We start from the raw sequence: 19,600 nt of genomic DNA on the forward strand, positions 1-19,600 counted from the left end.
AATAGACCAATAAATGTTTATATTTATTCATATCAAATTTTTACATAATAAGTCATTGCATTTTATAATTTGAATTCGCTTATACTATATCAGGAGTTTTGTTGCTAGCTTACAAGCATCAAAATTGCTCAATAAGCTTCATGGATTTTTTTAGCTATAGGGTTCAATTTACTTATGCCTAATGAATTAAACAAAAAAAAATTACTATCACATACTGTCTCATCTGAAACATTGCAATGTTCTATCGAAAAAATTACTCAAAGAATTAAGCAGCAAGGAGACAAACCCTATGTTGATGTAAAGCGTCAGCTTGAATTACTCTCACAGCTAAAGTTGTTTGATTTCGGTCGCTATTTAATACAAAACCGAGGTATTAATGGATATTGGACGCATTATATGCTCACATATCCTTGGTTTAGAAAAAAAGCTGAAAAAAATAATCGTGGGGAATGTTTATCTGAATTAGAGAGTTTTATATTCAATCGCGCCCCTAGATATGCTCGCAACACAACAGCGTTTTGAAATTTTTTTAAAGGAAAATCAAGAACAAGTAAAAGATAATGCCAAACTATGTTCAATTCCTTGTGGAATGATGGGGGAATTATTTTATTTGGATTATAAAGATGTTAAAAATTTTTATTTACTAGGGATTGATTATGATTCAAACGCATTAGACGATGCCAAATTACTTGCAAAACAGAAGTGTCTATCAAAGTTTATTAAATTAATTCGGCAAGATGCCTGGGATCTTAATATTCAAGAGAAATTCGATTTAATTTCAAGTAATGGATTGAATATTTATGAAACAAATGATAATAAAATCAGCCAATTATACAAAAAATTTTATACAGGACTAAAATTGGGAGGAAAATTAGTGACGAGCTTTTTAACTCCTCCGCCATCAATCACGACACAATGCGAGTGGGACATGTCTAAAATTGATCAACATGATCTTTTACTTCAAAAAATTATTTTTTCTGACATCATTGATGCAAAATGGCAGTGTTACCGGTCCTCAGAACAAACATATAATCAGTTAAAAGCTGTTGGATTTTCGGATATACAATTTATATTTGATCTTTCTAAGATGTTTCCGACAGTTATCGCTTATAAAAAATAAAATAAGGCAATTTCTTGGTCGCCATGTAAAAATTTAGTTATGAAACTTTTTTAATTTTATGCTTTAAATTTTCAAGTTATTTTATTTTTTAAAATTAAATCAATTATACTTTTAAAAAAGTATAATCTATTATTTAAGACCTTCTGCAGTCAAGGCAGCTTGCACAGCGGGACGTTTAGCAATGTGCTCAAAATAGGCCAATATATGTTTATATTTACCCATATCGAATTTCATGGCAAATCCCCAACGCAAAATAGTAAATAGGTAAGCGTCGGCTACCGTGAAATGATTTCCCTGTAAATATTCGTCTTTTTTTAGAACTTCATCGAGATATTTAAATTGTGTTTCCAGTTTTGCTCGCAGAATTATTTTACATTCCTCCGGTGTTTCTGGGTGAAATAGAGGGCTAAAGCTTTTATGTAGTTCGGAAGTTATATAAGCAAGCCATGTGATGGTTTGATAGCGTGACAAGTTGCCCACAAGTGCAATTAGGTTGGAATTTGGTTTCTTCTCTGCCAAATAGAGTACGATAGCTATACCTTCGGTTAGTAAGTTACCATCGTCTAATAATAATGCAGGTACTTGTCCTTTGGGGTTGATGCTCAGGTAATCTTTTCCGGAAGCCGTCTTTTTTTTCACTAAATCCACTTTTTCTAATGTAAAATCTTGTCCTGTTTCACATAACACGATATGCGGAGACAACGAACAAGCTCCTGGACTATAAAATAATTTCATTCTACCTCCGTTAATAAAAAACTGAGTCCAAAGTAAACTGATTAATTTTTAATTCCTTTCTTGAGCACTATTGGTATTACATTCTTTTTTTTTGTTAAAAAAATTAACTTCTAGTTTAATAATTGTAATGTTCCTTTTAGGCAGGATCGCTATGGCTGATATAGATGATACTGAGTTTTTTTACCTGATTTTTTTATTAATGTAACTAGTTTTTCGGCATCATTTTTTTGGAACTGGGCATCGACAAGGATGGCTTTTTTATTACCTAGGATCAATGTCGAAGATACAGGAAACAAGGATGCGCTGCCTGGGTTATAGACTCTAAGCGTTAATTTGCTGGGTTCTGCAAAACTTAACGCAGAATATAAAATGATGGAGAGAGAAAAAAGTTTGCACAGTTTTTTCAAGCGCATACCAGCAACCTCTACTTTCTGAGTAGCTTCAGTCTACAAAGGATTACCAAAAAAGTCCAAGCAATAAGATAATTTCAGGGAATATTTTTTTTATTCTTTAATCTTTTTTTAACATAAAATAACGTATAATCATTGTGCTAATAACAATTGGAGATTGTCTATGAACGAAAGAAACGCATTATATTTACTGTCTTTTTTATGTTTTTTATTGAGAAGATATCATGTAAACAATGGTTTACATGTTGAGCCTAAATTAAAAAATGAGCTAGCTGGGATCATGACATCGCCAATGTACAATAAGGAGCGCGATCGCGAATTTATCGAGAGTAGGATAATGGGAAATCCGTGGTTTATGATTGACGTGTGCATATCAATGTCGCTTTTAATGGTTTCAGCCGCCTTATTTTTTAGAGCGTTAAATATAGACAGGCCGGCTGCAGTCGGCGAGCGTGTTGCGGAAGAGCAAAACAGAGCAAATGTTCAAGATAGGCCTGTTGTACCTACACAGCTAAACGTAACTACGCAGCAAGCTCAGATAAACCCAGCCGCTCTTTTCCAACCTTCTACGAGCTCTTCCAATACGGACGTTGCTGAAGCTTCTTCTTCTTTTACAAATAATGAGCAGCAAACAAGTAGCAAAAAAACCAGATAATTATATTTATAATGGATATTAAATAGCTTATTTATTTTATAAATAAATAAGCTATCACACTGTATATATATATAAATTTGATATCTGGGGATTTTCTATGAGAGAATCTACTTAATGGCGATGGATGCTTCTTAGCACTGGATGGGCTTAGATACCCTCGCAGTTATTTTCTATTGCTTTCAGTTAAAGTTTATGTCCAGTGCTTATCGATGTATTATTTCACATACTTATCTTATTCCTTACCTATCGTCGGCGGTACATGCCGGATTTCCTTCGCCGGCAGATGATTTTTTAGAGGGCCATCTCGATCTGAATGAATATTTGATTCATCACCCGGCGGCCACGTACTACGTTCGAGTTAAAGGTGAATCGATGATTAATGCCGGTATTCATGATGGTGATCTATTAATTGTCGATCGTAGTTTGGAACCACGTGATAATAAAGTAGTGATTGCAGTTGTCGATGGTCAATTAACCGTAAAACGACTTAAAAAATTAAAAAACCAACAATTTGTTTTGATAGCAGAAAATCCAGATTTTCCGGCGATTGCAGTGAATGAAGAAAATAATGTCAGTATCTGGGGAATTGTCACCAATGTTATTCATCCAGTGTAAGCATGTCTTCCTTTGCATTGGCGGATTGTAATAATTTTTATGTTTCTTGCGAACGAGTGTTTAACCCGGCCTTAGAAAAACAACCTATTATTATTTTATCGAATAATGATGGTTGTATTATTTCGCGTTCGAATGAAGCAAAAGCATTAGGTATTCCCATGGGCGCACCCGTTTTTAAGTACCGCGAGCTGATACGGCGCAGTCAGATTCGATGTTTTTCTTCGAATTACGCGCTTTATGGTGATATGTCGCAACGTGTCATGGATTCATTGCGGCGCTTATGTCCGGATATGGAAGTGTATTCCATTGATGAAGCTTTTTTAAAACTCGATCATTTTTCAAACTATGATTTAAACACTTACTTAATAGATATTCGCCAAAAAATAAAACAATGGACAGGTATTCCTATTTCGATAGGCTTAGCGCCTAGTAAAACCTTAGCTAAAGTAGCCAATTTTTATGCGAAACGGCTTATTAAAACAGGCGTTTGTGATTTACGTTCGGTGCTGCACCGAGATTCGTTATTAAAGACGCTGCCTATAGAAGAGATTTGGGGAATTGGCCGTAAACTGACTGAAAAACTTCATCATTATTCGATTAAAACCGCTTTTGATTTACAACAGGCTAATCCAAAAATAATGCGTCGACGCTTCAGTGTGGTGGTTGAGCGTATTATTCTCGAGCTCAATGGTATTTCGTGTCTTGGCTTAGAAAGTGTAGCGGCTAAAAAACAGATTATGTGTTCGCGCTCGTTTGGGCGGCCGATAACTAGTCTGCACGACTTAAGCAGTGCGTTGAGTCGCTATACCGCGCGTGCTGCTTATAAATTAAGAGAGCAAGCTTGCAAAGCGCAAGCCATTTATGTGTTTATTACTACTAATAAGCATAAAATCAGCGATCGACAATACATGAAGGGTTTAGCGTGCTCTTTAGTGACTGCGACGGATGATACGCGCGTATTAATTACCGCGGCACAGCAGGTTTTAAAACAATTGTATAAAACCGGATTTTATTATAAAAAAACCGGAATTTTATTAATGGATATTATACCGAGTCAGCAACAATCCAATGATCTATTTATTCAGTCAACTTCACAACATTCACGCGCATTAATGAAAGTATTGGATGAGACGAATAAGATCTTTGGTTCACATACGCTTTTTTTTGCAGCGGAAGGTAGCGCACAGACCTCTTGGGCGATGCGTGCTGGACAGCGCTCCCCACGCTACACGACACATTGGCAAGAAATTGTTAATGCAAAGGCCTAATCAAGATTGGATCACGAATTGGATTTAATCTTTATATCTCTATCGGTATGAACTGCCTTTAAATTTATATGTGGAAAATTAGAATCAGAATAATTATTTTGCATAAATAATTTTTAATTTTTTATTCTAAAATAATTCATTTTTTTGAAATAAATTAATCATATTAAAATTAATTATTTTTTTTATTATTTTAATTCATTTTTTATTATTATTTGTAAATAAATGTCACGCATGTTATTTTATTTAAGTAATAGATTAAAAAAAGGAGTGATTTTATGAGTGAAACATTATGGATTACCATCCCAACTAATGAAGAAAATGAATTAAAAAATATTATTAGTTCAATTTCTAGTAAAAATTTATCTAATTTAAGTATTGATCAACTAGTTAAAAAATTACAAAATAATCAAGCCGCAGATTGGATAGCAGTACTGGCTCAGTATAATGCGATACCCTCTGTTAATAATATTAATACCTCAGAAATGCTGAATAGAGCTAAAAGTGTAAGGAATAAGTTTGCAGAGCGAGGCTTTCCGGACTTGCAAGTTCGACAATTTGAGCCGCGTGAGTTGCTGAGTTTAGTTATTCTGTGTTATTCCAATCCGACTTTAATTGGCCGTAATTTATGTACAGCTTTAAATGATAATAATAACGAGAATGTAAAAAAGGAAATGATTCAATTCTCGGCTTACAGAAAATCTGAAGATAGAGTGCTTCCTTCTCAAAGCAACTTACGTTTACTGGGTACTGCAATTTATTTCAATGATACGAATATTAGCTTGCCGCAGAGTGTAATTGATAGAGTAACGCGAGAAACTATTCGCGATGGACGTATAGTTCGTAAACTGGACCAACGTGGTGGTTTTGAAGAAGTGATAAATGGCCCTGCGAGAGCTAGTGTTCAGGAAAATGCTCATAGAAAGCGAGATGTACCTGAAATAGATAGTCACGCAGTATTCCAAAGCTTACAATCGGGCGAATCCTCGCGAGAGGTTTTTGTTCCGTCAAATATAGGCGACGCATCCTCTTCTGCTTCACCTATCAGCTATGGAAACCAATCTGAGCTTACTCCACAAGTATTATCTTTAAATGCAACTAATAATGCAGCGAACACGAATAACTTGCATGGTAATGTGTTATTAGGTGCTTGGTTTTTTTCTTGTGTAGCCAAACCTGCATATGATTATGTCGGAAGTTTTTTCTCAAAGGCTGAACATATAGAACAACCAGAGAAAGAAGCGGCACTATTATCCCCGACAGCTAAACCCTAAGTTCAAGTAAAAAGGGACTGATGATTAATCATTAGTCCCTTTTCTTTAAAAGGATACTATTCTTGATCAAGAAAGCTACGTAAAGGTTCTGAACGAGTAGGATGACGTAATTTACGTAACGCCTTGGCTTCAATTTGTCGAATGCGTTCTCGTGTCACATCAAACTGTTTACCCACTTCTTCCAATGTGTGATCCGTATTCATATCAATACCAAAGCGCATGCGTAATACTTTTGCTTCACGTGGGGTGAGTGATGCTAGTACTCGCTGTGCAGTTTCTCGTAGGCCTTCGATAGTAGCGGCATCGATGGGAGATAGAGCGGTTGCGTCTTCTATAAAATCACCTAAATGTGAATCACCATCTTCATCACCAATGGGTGTTTCCATTGAAATGGGTTCTTTAGCAATTTTAAGAATTTTACGGATTTTATCTTCCGGTAAACCCATTTTTTTGCTGAGATCTTCAGGAGAGGGTTCTTTGCCCGTGGCTTGTAATATTTGTCGTGAAATACGATTCAGCTTATTAATCGTTTCGATCATATGCACAGGGATACGAATTGTTCGTGCTTGATCGGCAATGGAGCGCGTGATGGCTTGTCGTATCCACCAGGTGGCATAGGTGGAAAATTTATAGCCGCGACGGTATTCAAATTTATCGACGGCTTTCATTAAGCCAATATTACCTTCTTGAATTAAATCAAGAAATTGTAAACCACGGTTGGTATATTTTTTGGCGATAGAAATAACAAGTCGTAGATTGGCTTCGACCATTTCTTTTTTTGCACGTCGAGCTTTTGCTTCTCCCGCAGACATTTGACGATTGATTTCTTTGATTTCACCAATTGTCATGCCAATTGTTTTTTCTAATTCACGCAACTTATCTTGTGCCGTAGTGACAGGAATGTGCAAAGATTTTAAGGTTTGCGAATAACTCTTTTTAGCATTGATGTGTTTTTTGAGAAAATTTTCATTAGTCTCGTTTTTGGGAAAAGTGCTAATAAAAAGTTGGCGTGGCATTTTGGCTTCATTAATACATAAACGCATGATGACACGTTCTTGAATGCGAACCTTATCTAATAAGTCACGCATTTTGCGCGTCAATTTATCAAGTTGGCGTGGAATTAATTTAAATTTAGTAAACGCGTCGGCTAATAAGGCGGCTTGTTTTAAGGTTTTTTTATCGTGGCGACCGTGTTTTTTTTGCGTCGAAATATAAGCTTCGTAAAGTGTTTTTAATTCAGCAAAACGAGTATGTGCCAATTCTGGGTCGGGTCCGCCATCCAGTTCGCCAAATCCTTCATCATCATCGGTTGCACTTTTAGCTTTGTTTTCATCGCTATCATCATCAGTTTCTTTATCATCGATACTTTTATCTTCACTAAAACCTTCATCATCTGTTTCCGCTTCAGGCGAAATATTTTTTCCGGGTGGTAATTCAAGTGGGATGGATAATTCTTCTAGATCGAGAAATCCACTAATAATGTCATTTAAACGGATTTCTTGTTGTTCATAACGCGTAAAATCGCTCAGTATATCGAAAACATTTTCTGGATATTGTGTGAGTGCAGAGAGTATCGCTTGTAAACCTTCTTCAATACGCTTAGCAAGTTTAATTTCACCTTCGCGTGTGAGCAATTCAACGGTACCCATTTCACGCATATACATACGTACTGGATCCGTTGTTCGACCTAATTCGGCCGCAATATTGCCTAAAATATTAGTGTTTTCTGAGCTGCTTTCTTCTTCTGATGAGTTGTTGGCTATACTCGAAGAAAGCAAAGTTTCCATGTCGGGCGGAACTTCATAAACAGGTATGCCGATATCACCGAGCATCAAGATAATTTCATCGAGTTGCAGTTGCTCTTGCTCGGCTTCAGAGATAATATCTTCCAACAGATGGTCATTGATTTCAGCGTAAGTGACAAATCCTTGCTTTTTACCGTGTGCAATAAGCTCTCGTAAACGGGATTGTTGTTGTTCGAAATCCATAGCTGCGCTTGACCTCTTGGGAAAGTAATAATTTTATTATATACCTAATTAAGATAAACCTATAAACCTTTAACGTAGAAAAGGCAAGCCCTTTAAGGCAAAAAATATGCTAATACTCAGTTTAGGTACAAACTTGGGCGATAGTTTAAACAACCTACGCTTAGGCCTGCAATTATTACAAAAATCACGGAAGATTGCACCTTTACAAATTTCTCCTCTTTATAGTTCATCAGCACTACTTCCTGCTTATGCACCTGTGGCTTGGAATAGACCTTTTTTAAATCTAGCAGTTGCTTGCGAAACAGATTTGTCTCCATTAGAGGTGTTGAAGCTTATTAAGCAAATTGAGCGCCAGCTTGGTAGAGAAGAAAACCAACGTTGGGCACCACGAATTATCGATATTGATATTTTAGCTTGGGATAATTGTGTGATTGATCAAATCGGGCTAAAAATCCCCCACACCGAATTATTATCTAGACCTTTTGCTTTATGGCCATTGTTGGATTTGTGGCCGGATTGGCAGCATCCCAGTGCTGAACTTACTGAACTATTACAACGTTGGGGTTCACGGTATACCGGAGAGTTAGCCCCCTGCGGGACCAAACAACTCCCACATCGTTTAGAAGGGAGTGCCTTAGTTGGAATATTAAATATAACGCCTGATTCTTTTTCTGATGGAGGTAAATTTATTAGCGTACCTAATGCACTGGCGCAAGCGGAAAAATTGATGCGCGAGGGGGCTGAAGTGTTGGATATAGGAGCCGAATCGACACGACCAGGTGCTACGCCGGTTTTACCAGAAACCGAGTGGAGGCTGTTAAAGCCCGTTTTAACAGCATTAAAAGAACAGTGTAAGCAGTGGGCATTTAAACCAAAGATTAGTATCGATACGCGACATTCCATCGTAGCAGAAAAAGCGATGCAATTGGGTATTGACTGGATAAATGATGTGAGTGGGTTTGTTGATCCAAACATGCGCGCATTGGCCGCAGGCAGTTCTGTGAAGTGTGTTGTCATGCACAATCTTGGCGTTCCGGCGCAGAAAAATGTCGTATTGGCTTCACACCCTAATATTTGTGAGCAAATATTAGATTGGACAGAGCAACGTTTTGATGAATTACTTGATGCAGGTGTCGATGCAAACCAACTCATTTTTGATATTGGCATCGGTTTTGGTAAAACATCTCAACAATCTATATTTTTGTTGAAAAATATTAAGCAATTTCGACGTTTAAATTGTCCTATATTGGTAGGGCATTCACGAAAATCTTTTTTAAATTTGATAACAGAAAAACCTTTTCCAGACAGAGACTTTGAAACCGCGATGGTGTCCTATCAATTAGCAGCGCAGGGCGTAAATTATTTGCGTGTTCACAATGTGGGTTTAAATTCAGAAGCTATTGCTATGGCAACGCAACTTATTTCGAAGGATGAGTTAGTAACTGCATAGCAGAACTAATCATGAATGCAAAAAAATTAACTTTCCCAGATAAGATCTAATTCTCGCACTGCTTTCACATCATCTAAACGTTGTAGACTTAAATGATGCGGTGCATTATTTAAATGCGTTGGATTTTCTTTTGCTTCGATAAGGATTTTTTTCATCGCCATTATAAATTGATCCAATTCCTGCTTTGACTCAGTTTCCGTAGGTTCTATCAATAAGCATTCAGGAACGAGTAAAGGAAAATAGGTTGTGGGTGCGTGAAAACCAAAATCAAGCAAACGTTTACCCACATCCATCGCTGTAATGTTAAATTGTTTGGCTAAAGTTTTTAGCGTCAAAATAAATTCATGACTAGCACGTCGCTGTGGAAAAGCAGGAATATATCCAATTTGTTGTAATCGTTTAAGTAAATAATTGGCATTCAGCGTAGCGATTTCTGATACGCGCTTTAATCCTTCACGCCCTAATAATCGAGCATAGACATAAGCGCGTAAAAGAATACCGGTATTTCCCATAAACGTAGATAAGCGACCAATACTTTGTGGTCGATCGGGTAGATCGAGCCATCGATAACGATTATTTTCGTAAGTAACGGTTGGGATGGGTAAAAATGGTAGGAGACGTTTTCCAACAGCAACGGGTCCCGCACCAGGACCGCCGCCACCATGGGGTGTGGCAAAAGTTTTATGTAAGTTGAGGTGCATGACATCAAAGCCCATATCACCAGGCCGAACTTTACCTAATATCGCATTCAGATTAGCGCCATCATAATAAAGTAACCCACCTGCTTGATGGATAATGTGAGCAATCTGTTCAATTTGCCTTTCAAATATTCCTAAGGTTGAAGGGTTAGTTAGCATGATTCCCGCAGTGTGAGGTCCAACTGCGGCTTGCAATGCAGCCAAATCTAAATCACCTTCAAGATTAGTAGGGATTTCACGAACTTTATAGCCACACATGACGGCAGAAGCAGGATTGGTACCATGGGCGGCATCTGGAATAAGAAATTCGGTTCTATCGTGATCATTACGTGAGATATGATAGGCTTTGATCATGGCAACACCGGCAAATTCACCTTGAGCACCTGCCATAGGGGTTAATGAAACACCACACATACCGGTTATATCTTCTAAAATCTTTTGAAATTCATACAAACAACGTAAGGTGCCTTGGCAACTTTCTACAGGCAATAAAGGATGTTGGTTAAGAAAAGCAGGCGATGATACCAAACGATGCACACCACGTGGATTGTACTTCATTGTACAAGATCCTAAGGGATAGAAATTCGTATCAATCGAAAAATTTTTTTGTGACAGACGTGTAAAATGTCGTACCACTTGTAATTCAGAAACTTCAGGTAGAAAAATTTCTGCTTTCCTCAATAAATTTTCGGGTATACAAGAAAATTTATTCTGCGGTAAATTCGAAGGGATTTGCGCTTTTGCAGTACGGCCTGTTTGACTTAATTCAAAAATAAGCATAAAAATTTTTACGTTATACGGTAAGTAATGTGAACAATTCTTGTTGATATCTGGTTAGATCATCTTGGTTTTTAGTTTCAGTGACACAAATTAACAAAGCATGACCTAATTCAGGATAAAATGTTGATAGATCATATCCTCCGTGTATTCCTGATTTTGCTAAATCACGTAATAAGCCAGGAACAGGTTTAGGTAAGCGGATAATAAACTCATGAAAAAATGGCGTATTAAAAATTAATTCTACACCGGGTATTTGGGTTAATAGATCGGCGAGTTGCTGAGCATAGTAATTAGATGTCGACGCGACTTTTTGTAAGCCCACGGGGCCTAACAGACTCATATAAATAGTTGCTGCAGTGACTAATAAACCTTGATTAGTGCAAATATTCGAAGTGGCTTTAGCACGACGTATGTGTTGTTCACGTGCTTGTAGTGTTAATGTAAATCCTGGCTTACCGTTTTTATCAATTGTGCGACCGACAATTCTGCCTGGCATTTGTCGCAACCATTCTTTTTTGCAACACATAAAGCCAAAGTAAGGTCCACCACCTGCAAGTGGCACACCCAGTGATTGTCCTTCACCGCATACAATATCAGCACCTTGCTTACCCCAACTTCCCGGCTCCTTAAGCAAAGCCAAACTAATGGGATTGGTGACAGCAATGACAAAAGCCTGTTTAGCATGTGCCCATTCAGTTAATTGATCAACTTCTTCTAATGAACCAAAAAAATTAGGTTGAGGTATCACTAAAGCACAAATATCTTGTTGTTTGCAGTTTTCAAGTGTGGATAATAAAGTTTTACCTTGTTCTGGGCAGTAAGGAAGATCAATGAGCTCGATGGATTGTTGAGTAACAATAGCCTGTAAGGTTTGTCGATAATGAGGATGTAAGCTACGAGGGATTAGTATTTTTGCGGATAAAGTTTTTTTGTTGGCTCTAATCGCCATTAAAACCGCTTCAGCCAAGGCAGAAGCACCGTCATAAAGTGAAGCATTAGAATAATCCATACCCGTTAGACTTGCCATCATGGTTTGATATTCATAGATCAATTGCAAGGTCCCTTGACTAGCTTCCGCTTGATAGGGCGTATAAGCCGTCATAAATTCACCACGACTAGTAATATCCCAAACTGCGGCTGGGATATGATGTTCGTAGGCACCAGCACCAATAAAACAAAGTCCTTTTCTATTTTCCTGACTACGTTGTTCTGTTATACGCGTCATTTCCATTTCAGTTAAACCTGAAGAAACATGATTTAATTCTGCAATTTTTAAATGAGATGGAATTTCATCAAAGAGATCATCGATGGCATGCACGCCCAACAAAGCCAGCATTTCTTGCACTTCGACTTCAGTGTGAGGAATGAATGGCATGTTAAGCCTCAACTAAAATTTGTTGTTGGTAAGTGACAAAGTCCAATAAATTTTCTAATTCACTTGCATCTGAAAACTGAAGTCGAAATAACCATCCTTGTTCGTAAGAGTCTAAGTTGATCAGTTGAGGCTTATCACTCAATGCTGTATTGATTTCAGTGACCACGCCAGAAAGAGGAGCATACACATCAGCAGCAGCTTTTACAGATTCTAAAACACAGGCTTCCTCACTTTTTTTAAAAATCTTTTTAATGACAGGTAATTCAACATAGACAATATCACCTAACAATTCTTGAGCATGCGCGGTAATTCCAATACAGACGATATTATTTTCTTCGATACGAACCCACTCATGAGTTGTTGTATATTTTAATAATTCGGGTAGTTTTTTCATGATAGTCACTCTTTAAAAAATCAATTGCTTAAATAAAAGTTTTTTTTCCTTTTCGTATAAAGGGAGGTTTAATGATGCGTGCCTGATATTGTTTGGTGCCCATGATAACATCACAATAATTTTCGTTATGCGCGTAAGGTATTCTAGCAAAAGCAATAGAACTGCCTAACGTAGGAGAGTAACTTCCACTAGTAATTTCACCCTCTCCTTCGGAAGTAATAATTTTTTGATGGTTACGTAAGATGCGACCTTTTTCTTCTAATACTAAACCCACTAATTTACGCGAAGGGTTTTCTAGTTGTTTGATTAGTGCCTGACGCCCCATAAACTCTCGATCGCTAGGATCCCAGGCAATTGTCCAAGCGAGGTTGGATTCTAAAGGAGTTGTTGTGACATCCATATCGGCGCCATGCAAATTTAGTCCAGCTTCTAGACGCAAGGTATCGCGTGCACCTAATCCACATGGTTTGTTACCACACTCAATTAAACGTTGCCAGAAGCCTTCAGCTTCGTGTATCGGTAAGATCACCTCTAGGCCATCTTCACCGGTGTAACCTGTTCTTGCGATGCACCAATTATCGTGCTGAACACAATGGAAAGGTTTTAATTCTTTTATTAGAGATTGTTGATGTAAATCAAAAGCATTATTTGCTTTTAATATTGCATGAGGGCCTTGAATGGCAATAATTGCGAGATCGGTGCGTTCAAGGATAGAAATACAAGAAAAATGTTGGGCTTGCTTTTTCATCCAATCGAGATCGGATAGTCGATTTCCAGCATTGATGACGACGCGATAAAGTTGTTTCGAAAGTTGATAAACGATTAAATCATCCAAAATACCACCCACATTATTTAACATGCAGGTATATAGAGCTTTTCCTGGAATAAGACGTTGCGGATTATTTGCCAATAAAAAACTGAGATAATGAATTGCATTTTCTCCAGCAATATCGACGGCTAACATATGCGAAACATCAAATAAACCGCTGTCTTGTCTGACGACATGGTGCTCTTGTATTTGAGAGCCATAATGCAGAGGCATTTGCCAACCTGCAAAATTGACGAGTATTGCTCCGTTTTTTTTATGTTGTCCATGAAGAACTGTTTTATTTTCCATTGGCTTGCCATTTGATAATTTTTCAATGCCCAATTATAACTTGTGGGCGATAAATTACTATAGTTCGATAATAATCTTGTATAAAATAGGGATTTCGTGACTAGAATTGGGCAAAAGAATGGTTTAATAAGCTTTGCTAGATAATAACTTACCTATCATTGTGAGCGGGAAAGCGCGCGACAATCTAGGAAATACGAGACTATGAACGGTCACGTTCATTCGTTCGCCAAGGCGGTAATTTTTTATTAGTTGTTACAAAAAAATTAGTTCAGATGAGACAGAATCCCATCTAATTCTTCTAAACTATTATAATGGATGATAAGTTGACCCTTTCCTTTAGCTGTTTGTTTAAAATAAACTTTGGCACCTAATGTTTCTGATAATTTACGTTCGAGTTGTTGTACATCAGCATCAATTTTTAATGGGATAGTGATTTCCGGGTTAATATAAGCCTGATTTTGAACTAAACGTTCTGTTTCACGAACAGACAATTTATTTTTTATAATTTTTTCAGCTGCTTGAATTTGTAAATTACCCGATAGACTTAACAAAGCTCTGGCGTGACCCATTTCGAGTTGGCCTTGTTGCAATAAAAGCTTTACTTGCGGAGTTAAACTTAATAAACGTAATAAATTCGTAATGGCGGTACGTGAACGACCTAAGGTTTTGGCAATTTCTTGATGTGTCAATTTGAATTCGTTAATAAGTCGTTGTATACCTTCCGCTTCTTCCAACGGATTCAAATCTTGACGTTGAATATTTTCTATCAAAGAAATAGCCAGCGCCGTTTCATCTGAGATTACTTTGATTAATACAGGCACTTCATTGAGATTAGCGAGTTGAGCTGCGCGCCAACGACGTTCCCCGGCAATAATTTCATAACAATTTTCACCAATAAGACGTACCACGATAGGGTTGATTATGCCTTGTGTACGAATGGAGTTGGCTAAGTCTTCTAATGCTTCTTTTGCAAATTCTCTTCTAGGTTGATAACGACCGGCTTGTAACCACTCAATGGGTAAATAACGTAATTCTTCTTTGCGAGGATTTGTTGTTTGTACCAAATCTTCAAAAGGTTGACCACTTAATAACATATCAAGATTTCGACCTAAGCGCGATTTTTTCATCATAGTACCTGCTCGACGGACGGAGATTTTTCATAATTTGAACGTTTTTTTAAAAAAACGTTCGAGGGTATATCTGTAGGTGAACCCACAAGTGGAATAGGGCATCCATCTCGTGTTAATACTTCCTTGGCTAAACTTAAATAGGCATGACTTCCATTTGATTGAGGGTCATACAATAAAGCTGGCTGTCCATGACTAGGTGCTTCCGCGAGTCGAATATTGCGAGGAATCAGTGTCGTATATATTTTATCTTTAAAATGCATAACCAATTCTTCGGAAACCTGTTTGGCTAGACTATTTCGGCCATCGAATAGCGTACGAAGTATGCCATGGATTTGTAAATGTGGATTGACTGTTGCGCGTAAACTCTGCAAGGTATTCATCAAATTGCTTAAGCCTTCTAAAGCAAAATATTCACATTGTACCGGGATAATGACAAACTGTGCTGCTACTAAAGCATTAACGGTCAGTATATTTAAAGACGGCGGGCAATCAAGCAAAATGTAGTCATAAGCATCAATGAGTAAACTTAGCTTTTTTTTGAGTATATATTCACGTTGTTCTATTTTTAATAATTGAATTTCGGTCTGTGTTAAATCCCCTGAGCCAGGAATTAATGTAAAATTTGCTGGAGTAACGATGAGACTCTGTTCTATTGGAACTTCATCTAAAAGTACTTGTGCGATATGTGGGCTAAGGTCTTTTTGTAAAAGACTACCCGTGGTTGCATTGGCTTGAGGGTCGAGGTCTATTAGCAGTGTTTTTTGTTCTAACAAAGCCATCGAAGCAGCAAGGTTAATACAGGTTGTGGTTTTCCCCACCCCCCCTTTTTGATTTACGATAGCGATAATTTTACCCATAAAAGCCCCATAATATCTATCTTGACAAGTCTGATATAGTATACCTAGTCGCATTTGAATTTTTGACTGGATTGCTGTTGCTCGACGCAACCCTCTTCACGGCACTTGTCAAAAATCCTATTGCTGTGAGTATAGTATAACGGCTCAATGTAAACTTGCTAATTACTATTAGCTATAGCGAAAATTTTTCATTTGAATAAAAAAGGGGTTTTTATGAAAGTTTTACAAGCCTTAACTTTGCTATTGGCCATCGGTTTTACAACATCTAGTATAGCAAAACCCATCCACATTATCGCTGCTGAGAATTTTTATGGTTCTGTTGCAAAACAGATCGGTGGGAATTTTGTCCAAGTCACAAGCATTCTGAATCACCCCGATCAAGATCCACATTTATTTAATTTAACTCCAAGTGTTGCTAAGGTTTTGGAGCAAGGCGATCTAATTATTTATAATGGTTTGGGTTACGATCCTTGGATGCAGAATTTATTGAGTATTGGCTCTGCCACAACAAGAACCTTTATTTGTGTCGCTGATTTAATGCATAGAAAAGAAGGGGTCAACCCGCATATTTGGTATGATCCAAATACGATGCCCGTTTATGCGATGGTATTGCGCGATTATTTGATCAAACATGATCCACACCATCAAAAAGAGTATCAGATACATTACCAGCAGTTTGTTGCAGAACACCAAAATTTAAAATTACTAATAAAAAAAATTAAAGTTCAACATAAGGGTGTTGCAGTTATTGCGACTGAGCCCGTGTTTGGATATATGGCACAGGCTTTAGGATTTCGTATGCAAGGAATTCCGTTTCAACTCAGTATGATGAATGGAGTGGATCCAAGTCCTAAACAAGTACAAGAATTTCAACGTCAATTACAGCAGCATCGTGTCAAATTAGTATTATACAATAATCAAGTGAGTAGTCCTTTGGTATTGCATTTATTACAACAGGCTAAATTGTTAGGAATTCCTATCGTAGGGGTGATGGAAACTCAACCTATGCATGTGACTTATTATCAATGGATGCAGAATCAATTAAAACGAGTGGAGCAGGCTTTAGATGAACGCCATCGAATTTAAACAACTTAGTCTCGCTTATGGGCAACGCTGTATTTTTCAGGATTTTATTGCAAGCATTAATTCCGGTGAATTTGTTGCCATTTTAGGCGCTAACGGCGCCGGAAAAAGTACTTTGTTGCGATCGATATTAGGTTTAATTACTCCATCCAATGGCTGTATTTCCGTATTTGGACAAGCAGTACATAAGGGCGCTGCTTTTATTGGTTATATGCCGCAAATACGCCAAAATATCAGTAATAGTTTAAGTGCCTATGCTTGGTTAGGCGCAAATTTGAATGGGTATCAGTGGGGGTTGCCAGTTTTAAATGAAAAACAAACCGAAGAATTACAGCGTGTTATTCAGTTAGTAAAAGCTGAAAAGATTGTCAATCGACCCTACAGCCTTTTATCAGGAGGGGAAAGACAACGTTTATTATTGGCTCAAGCCTTATTGAATAAACCAAAGATTTTATTATTGGATGAGCCACTAATGAATCTAGATCCTTATTATCAAGCCACGTTGGTCAGTTTAATTGATGATATCCGTTTACAACATAATATTACGATACTGTTCACTTCACATGATATCAACCCGTTATTAACCAGCGTAGATAGAGTACTCTATTTGGCGAAAGGTAAAGCCGTGATAGGTTTAGTCAATGAAATTATCAATAGTAAAAAATTAAGTGAGCTTTATGGCTTGGATATACAAGTTATTCAGCATGAACAGCAACTTTTTGTCATAAATAAAGAATTAGGATTCCATCATCATGTCAACCATTGTCGACCCGACCTTGATCATTTCTCTGTTTGAATATCATTTTCTACGTAACGCACTGATAGCAGGTACGATTGCAGCGATATTAGCAGGCTTCGTCGGTTATTTTATGGTTATCAGGAGGTTGGCTTTTGCTGGTCATGCCTTAGGGCATATTGGGTTTGCTGGAGCGACCGGTGCAGGTTTAATCGGTTTAATGCCGGTCAGTGGGCAGTTAATTTTGACGATATTAGCAGCGATCGGCATAGGTAGTTTGGGGCACCGAATTAATAAAAGTGACGTAGCTATCGGCATCATTTTGGCTTTGGCTTTAGGATTGGGTGTTTTATTTTTACATTTTTATACCAGTTATGCAGCACAAGCCATGACGGTATTATTTGGTAATATCTTGGGTGTTTCAGCGCATTTAATAAAGATGATGTTGATCTATTCTGTTCTTAGTTTATTAGGCTTAAGTATCATTGCAAGACCCTTATTATTTGCTAGCTTAGAGCCTGAGTTAGCCGAAGCAAAAGGTGTTTCTCTATCATTGATTTCTATTTTGTTTATGATCATTGTGGCGGTTGCTGTAACAGAAGCCAGTCAAGTAGTCGGTGTCCTTTTAGTATTTACTTTATTGATTGGACCTGCTGCAGCCGCTTTAAATTGGACGCACCGTATTTTAAGTGGCTTATTTTTAACTGTCCTGTTTGGGATCTTAATCGTATGGTTAGGTATTATTTTATCATTTATTACTGATTGGCCCATTCCGTTTTGGATTAGTGCATTGGCTGCCGGTAATTATTTTCTCAGTTATCTAGGAAATGAATAAATAGACCTATTTAATATACTATTAACTTTTAATGTTTTTTTATAGAATGGCGAGTTTTTTTTATTATGCTAACGGTTAAAAATTTTTTTTTCGCTTTAATTTTGATGGCCATTTTATTGGTAGGAAGCTCTTATAGTAAACTATTTGCCGCTAATAATCCCCTGATTACTAATTACCATACTATTTTTGCATTTGGTTACAATAAGCATGCTTCATTGCGAATTGCTATTCGTATGTACCATCTAGGAAAAAAACCTTATTTATTACTGGTCAATCCCTACAATTTTGCAACTGAGATTGTTCCATTTTCTTCTATTAGTTTAAAAAATATTCCTCAAGTTAATGGCTTAAATTATTACAATCACTATTTACCCTTAGAGATTAAAAATACGCCTTATGTGAAAGCACTCATCCGTTATACTTCTCCACCATATCCATTGCAAAATTATGGAATTACGCATACGGATCATCTACTAGAGGGTGTTTTTCTTACAGTAGATATGTGTCCTTCAAAAAAATCTTTTGAGAAAACTTTTTTTCAACGTCTTGTTATACAAACTAAGCAAACTAAACAGGTTGTTCCTTTAGGGATTGGTCTATCTGGGTTATGGGCAATTCATCATCAAAAGGAATTTGCTTGGTTACTCCAACAACAGAAGTTAAATACCCTCCATATCACTTGGATTGATCACTCTTTCCATCATCCCTATTATGTAGAGGCTCCACTTAGAGAGAATTTTCTGTTAACGCCATCAACGAATATTTTGCATGAAATTCTTGATACCGAAAAATTATTAATTACTTATGGCCAAACACCCTCAGTTTTTTTTCGTTTTCCTGGACTTGTTTCGAGTAAATGTCTTGTTTTGGAGCTGCGACAGTTTGGTTTAATTCCTATAGCTAGTAATGCTTGGTTAGCCAAAGGGCAATCGCCTAAACCAGGAAGCATCATACTGGTTCATGGTAATGGTAATGAGCCAAAAGGTATTAAGCTATTTTTTAAGCAGCAAGAAAAAAATAAATTTCGCTTATTACCTTTAAGCCAAGCTTTTTAAAAAAATTATGCATAATTGACTTTCTTGA

20 protein-coding genes are annotated in these 19,600 nt (G+C 37.2%); 11 read left to right on the forward strand and 9 right to left on the reverse strand.

What is annotated here, in order from left to right:
* Nucleotides 1-174 precede the first annotated feature (174 nt).
* Together AAHI99_RS01385 and AAHI99_RS01390 are read left to right on the forward strand one after the other, a co-directional pair.
* The gene (locus tag AAHI99_RS01385) at nucleotides 175-522 is read left to right on the forward strand and encodes a hypothetical protein (RefSeq protein ID WP_342227900.1); all 348 of its coding nucleotides are present in this window, start codon (nucleotides 175-177) and stop codon (nucleotides 520-522) included.
* Nucleotides 497-1,120 (forward strand): class I SAM-dependent methyltransferase, encoded by a 624-nt coding sequence (locus tag AAHI99_RS01390; RefSeq protein WP_342227901.1) that lies wholly within the window; start codon nucleotides 497-499, stop codon nucleotides 1,118-1,120. Before AAHI99_RS01385 ends, AAHI99_RS01390 begins: the two co-directional genes overlap by 26 nt.
* A 129-nt stretch (nucleotides 1,121-1,249) precedes the next feature.
* Here the strand turns inward: AAHI99_RS01390 and gstA are convergent, their stop codons facing one another.
* A complete protein-coding gene (gene gstA / locus AAHI99_RS01395; protein WP_342227902.1) occupies nucleotides 1,250-1,855 on the reverse strand; it encodes a glutathione transferase GstA in 606 nt (201 codons plus the stop codon).
* Between the two features lie 149 nt (nucleotides 1,856-2,004).
* On the reverse strand, nucleotides 2,005-2,268 hold the full coding sequence (locus tag AAHI99_RS01400) for a hypothetical protein (protein WP_342227903.1): 264 nt from the start codon (nucleotides 2,266-2,268) through the stop codon (nucleotides 2,005-2,007).
* A 160-nt stretch (nucleotides 2,269-2,428) separates the two neighbouring features.
* On the opposite strand from AAHI99_RS01400, the gene AAHI99_RS01405 reads away from it, so the two are divergent.
* The 4 genes from AAHI99_RS01405 (at nucleotide 2,429) to AAHI99_RS01420 (ending at nucleotide 6,074) form a co-directional block, all read left to right on the forward strand.
* Nucleotides 2,429-2,920 (forward strand): hypothetical protein, encoded by a 492-nt coding sequence (locus AAHI99_RS01405; RefSeq protein ID WP_342227904.1) that lies wholly within the window; start codon nucleotides 2,429-2,431, stop codon nucleotides 2,918-2,920.
* A gap of 192 nt (nucleotides 2,921-3,112) precedes the next feature.
* The gene (locus tag AAHI99_RS01410) at nucleotides 3,113-3,535 is read left to right on the forward strand and encodes a translesion error-prone DNA polymerase V autoproteolytic subunit (RefSeq protein WP_342227905.1); all 423 of its coding nucleotides are present in this window, start codon (nucleotides 3,113-3,115) and stop codon (nucleotides 3,533-3,535) included.
* Nucleotides 3,536-3,537: 2 nt separating this feature from the next.
* A complete protein-coding gene (locus tag AAHI99_RS01415; RefSeq protein WP_342227906.1) occupies nucleotides 3,538-4,803 on the forward strand; it encodes a Y-family DNA polymerase in 1,266 nt (421 codons plus the stop codon).
* A 275-nt stretch (nucleotides 4,804-5,078) separates the two neighbouring features.
* Nucleotides 5,079-6,074: a hypothetical protein gene (locus tag AAHI99_RS01420; protein ID WP_342227907.1), complete on the forward strand. Its 996-nt coding sequence runs from the start codon at nucleotides 5,079-5,081 to the stop codon at nucleotides 6,072-6,074.
* Nucleotides 6,075-6,130: 56 nt separating this feature from the next.
* Here the strand turns inward: AAHI99_RS01420 and rpoD are convergent, their stop codons facing one another.
* Complete coding sequence (gene rpoD, locus AAHI99_RS01425; protein ID WP_342227908.1) at nucleotides 6,131-8,062, reverse strand: RNA polymerase sigma factor RpoD; 1,932 nt, start codon at nucleotides 8,060-8,062, stop codon at nucleotides 6,131-6,133.
* A gap of 106 nt (nucleotides 8,063-8,168) precedes the next feature.
* On the opposite strand from rpoD, the gene folP reads away from it, so the two are divergent.
* The gene (gene folP, locus AAHI99_RS01430; RefSeq protein WP_342227909.1) at nucleotides 8,169-9,512 is read left to right on the forward strand and encodes a dihydropteroate synthase; all 1,344 of its coding nucleotides are present in this window, start codon (nucleotides 8,169-8,171) and stop codon (nucleotides 9,510-9,512) included.
* A 26-nt stretch (nucleotides 9,513-9,538) separates the two neighbouring features.
* Here the strand turns inward: folP and gcvPB are convergent, their stop codons facing one another.
* From gcvPB to AAHI99_RS01460, 6 genes are all read right to left on the reverse strand, one after another.
* Nucleotides 9,539-10,990 (reverse strand): aminomethyl-transferring glycine dehydrogenase subunit GcvPB, encoded by a 1,452-nt coding sequence (gcvPB, locus tag AAHI99_RS01435; protein WP_342227910.1) that lies wholly within the window; start codon nucleotides 10,988-10,990, stop codon nucleotides 9,539-9,541.
* Nucleotides 10,991-11,003: 13 nt separating this feature from the next.
* Entirely contained in the window at nucleotides 11,004-12,365 is a 1,362-nt protein-coding gene (gene gcvPA / locus AAHI99_RS01440; protein ID WP_342227911.1) for an aminomethyl-transferring glycine dehydrogenase subunit GcvPA, read from the reverse strand.
* A 1-nt stretch (nucleotide 12,366) separates the two neighbouring features.
* A complete protein-coding gene (gcvH, locus tag AAHI99_RS01445) occupies nucleotides 12,367-12,759 on the reverse strand; it encodes a glycine cleavage system protein GcvH (protein WP_342227912.1) in 393 nt (130 codons plus the stop codon).
* Between the two features lie 28 nt (nucleotides 12,760-12,787).
* Entirely contained in the window at nucleotides 12,788-13,876 is a 1,089-nt protein-coding gene (gene gcvT, locus AAHI99_RS01450) for a glycine cleavage system aminomethyltransferase GcvT (protein WP_342227913.1), read from the reverse strand.
* A gap of 263 nt (nucleotides 13,877-14,139) precedes the next feature.
* A complete protein-coding gene (locus tag AAHI99_RS01455) occupies nucleotides 14,140-15,006 on the reverse strand; it encodes a ParB/RepB/Spo0J family partition protein (RefSeq protein WP_342227914.1) in 867 nt (288 codons plus the stop codon).
* Complete coding sequence (locus AAHI99_RS01460) at nucleotides 15,003-15,863, reverse strand: ParA family protein (protein ID WP_342227915.1); 861 nt, start codon at nucleotides 15,861-15,863, stop codon at nucleotides 15,003-15,005. Before AAHI99_RS01460 ends, AAHI99_RS01455 begins: the two co-directional genes overlap by 4 nt.
* Nucleotides 15,864-16,076: 213 nt before the next feature.
* Between AAHI99_RS01460 and AAHI99_RS01465 the strand changes: the two genes are divergently transcribed.
* The 4 genes from AAHI99_RS01465 (at nucleotide 16,077) to AAHI99_RS01480 (ending at nucleotide 19,572) form a co-directional block, all read left to right on the forward strand.
* Nucleotides 16,077-16,949 (forward strand): metal ABC transporter solute-binding protein, Zn/Mn family, encoded by an 873-nt coding sequence (locus AAHI99_RS01465; RefSeq protein ID WP_342227916.1) that lies wholly within the window; start codon nucleotides 16,077-16,079, stop codon nucleotides 16,947-16,949.
* Nucleotides 16,930-17,742, forward strand: a complete 813-nt coding sequence (locus AAHI99_RS01470; protein ID WP_342227917.1) for a metal ABC transporter ATP-binding protein — start codon at nucleotides 16,930-16,932, stop codon at nucleotides 17,740-17,742. The genes AAHI99_RS01465 and AAHI99_RS01470 overlap by 20 nt, the downstream gene beginning before the upstream one ends.
* A complete protein-coding gene (locus tag AAHI99_RS01475) occupies nucleotides 17,699-18,517 on the forward strand; it encodes a metal ABC transporter permease (protein WP_342227918.1) in 819 nt (272 codons plus the stop codon). The genes AAHI99_RS01470 and AAHI99_RS01475 overlap by 44 nt, the downstream gene beginning before the upstream one ends.
* A gap of 65 nt (nucleotides 18,518-18,582) precedes the next feature.
* Nucleotides 18,583-19,572 carry a hypothetical protein gene (locus tag AAHI99_RS01480; protein WP_342227919.1) on the forward strand — a complete coding sequence of 330 codons (990 nt, stop codon included), beginning with the start codon at nucleotides 18,583-18,585 and terminating at the stop codon, nucleotides 19,570-19,572.
* Nucleotides 19,573-19,600 lie beyond the last annotated feature (28 nt).

Source organism: Rickettsiella endosymbiont of Rhagonycha lignosa (assembly GCF_964031165.1).
Lineage (GTDB): Bacteria > Pseudomonadota > Gammaproteobacteria > Diplorickettsiales > Diplorickettsiaceae > Aquirickettsiella.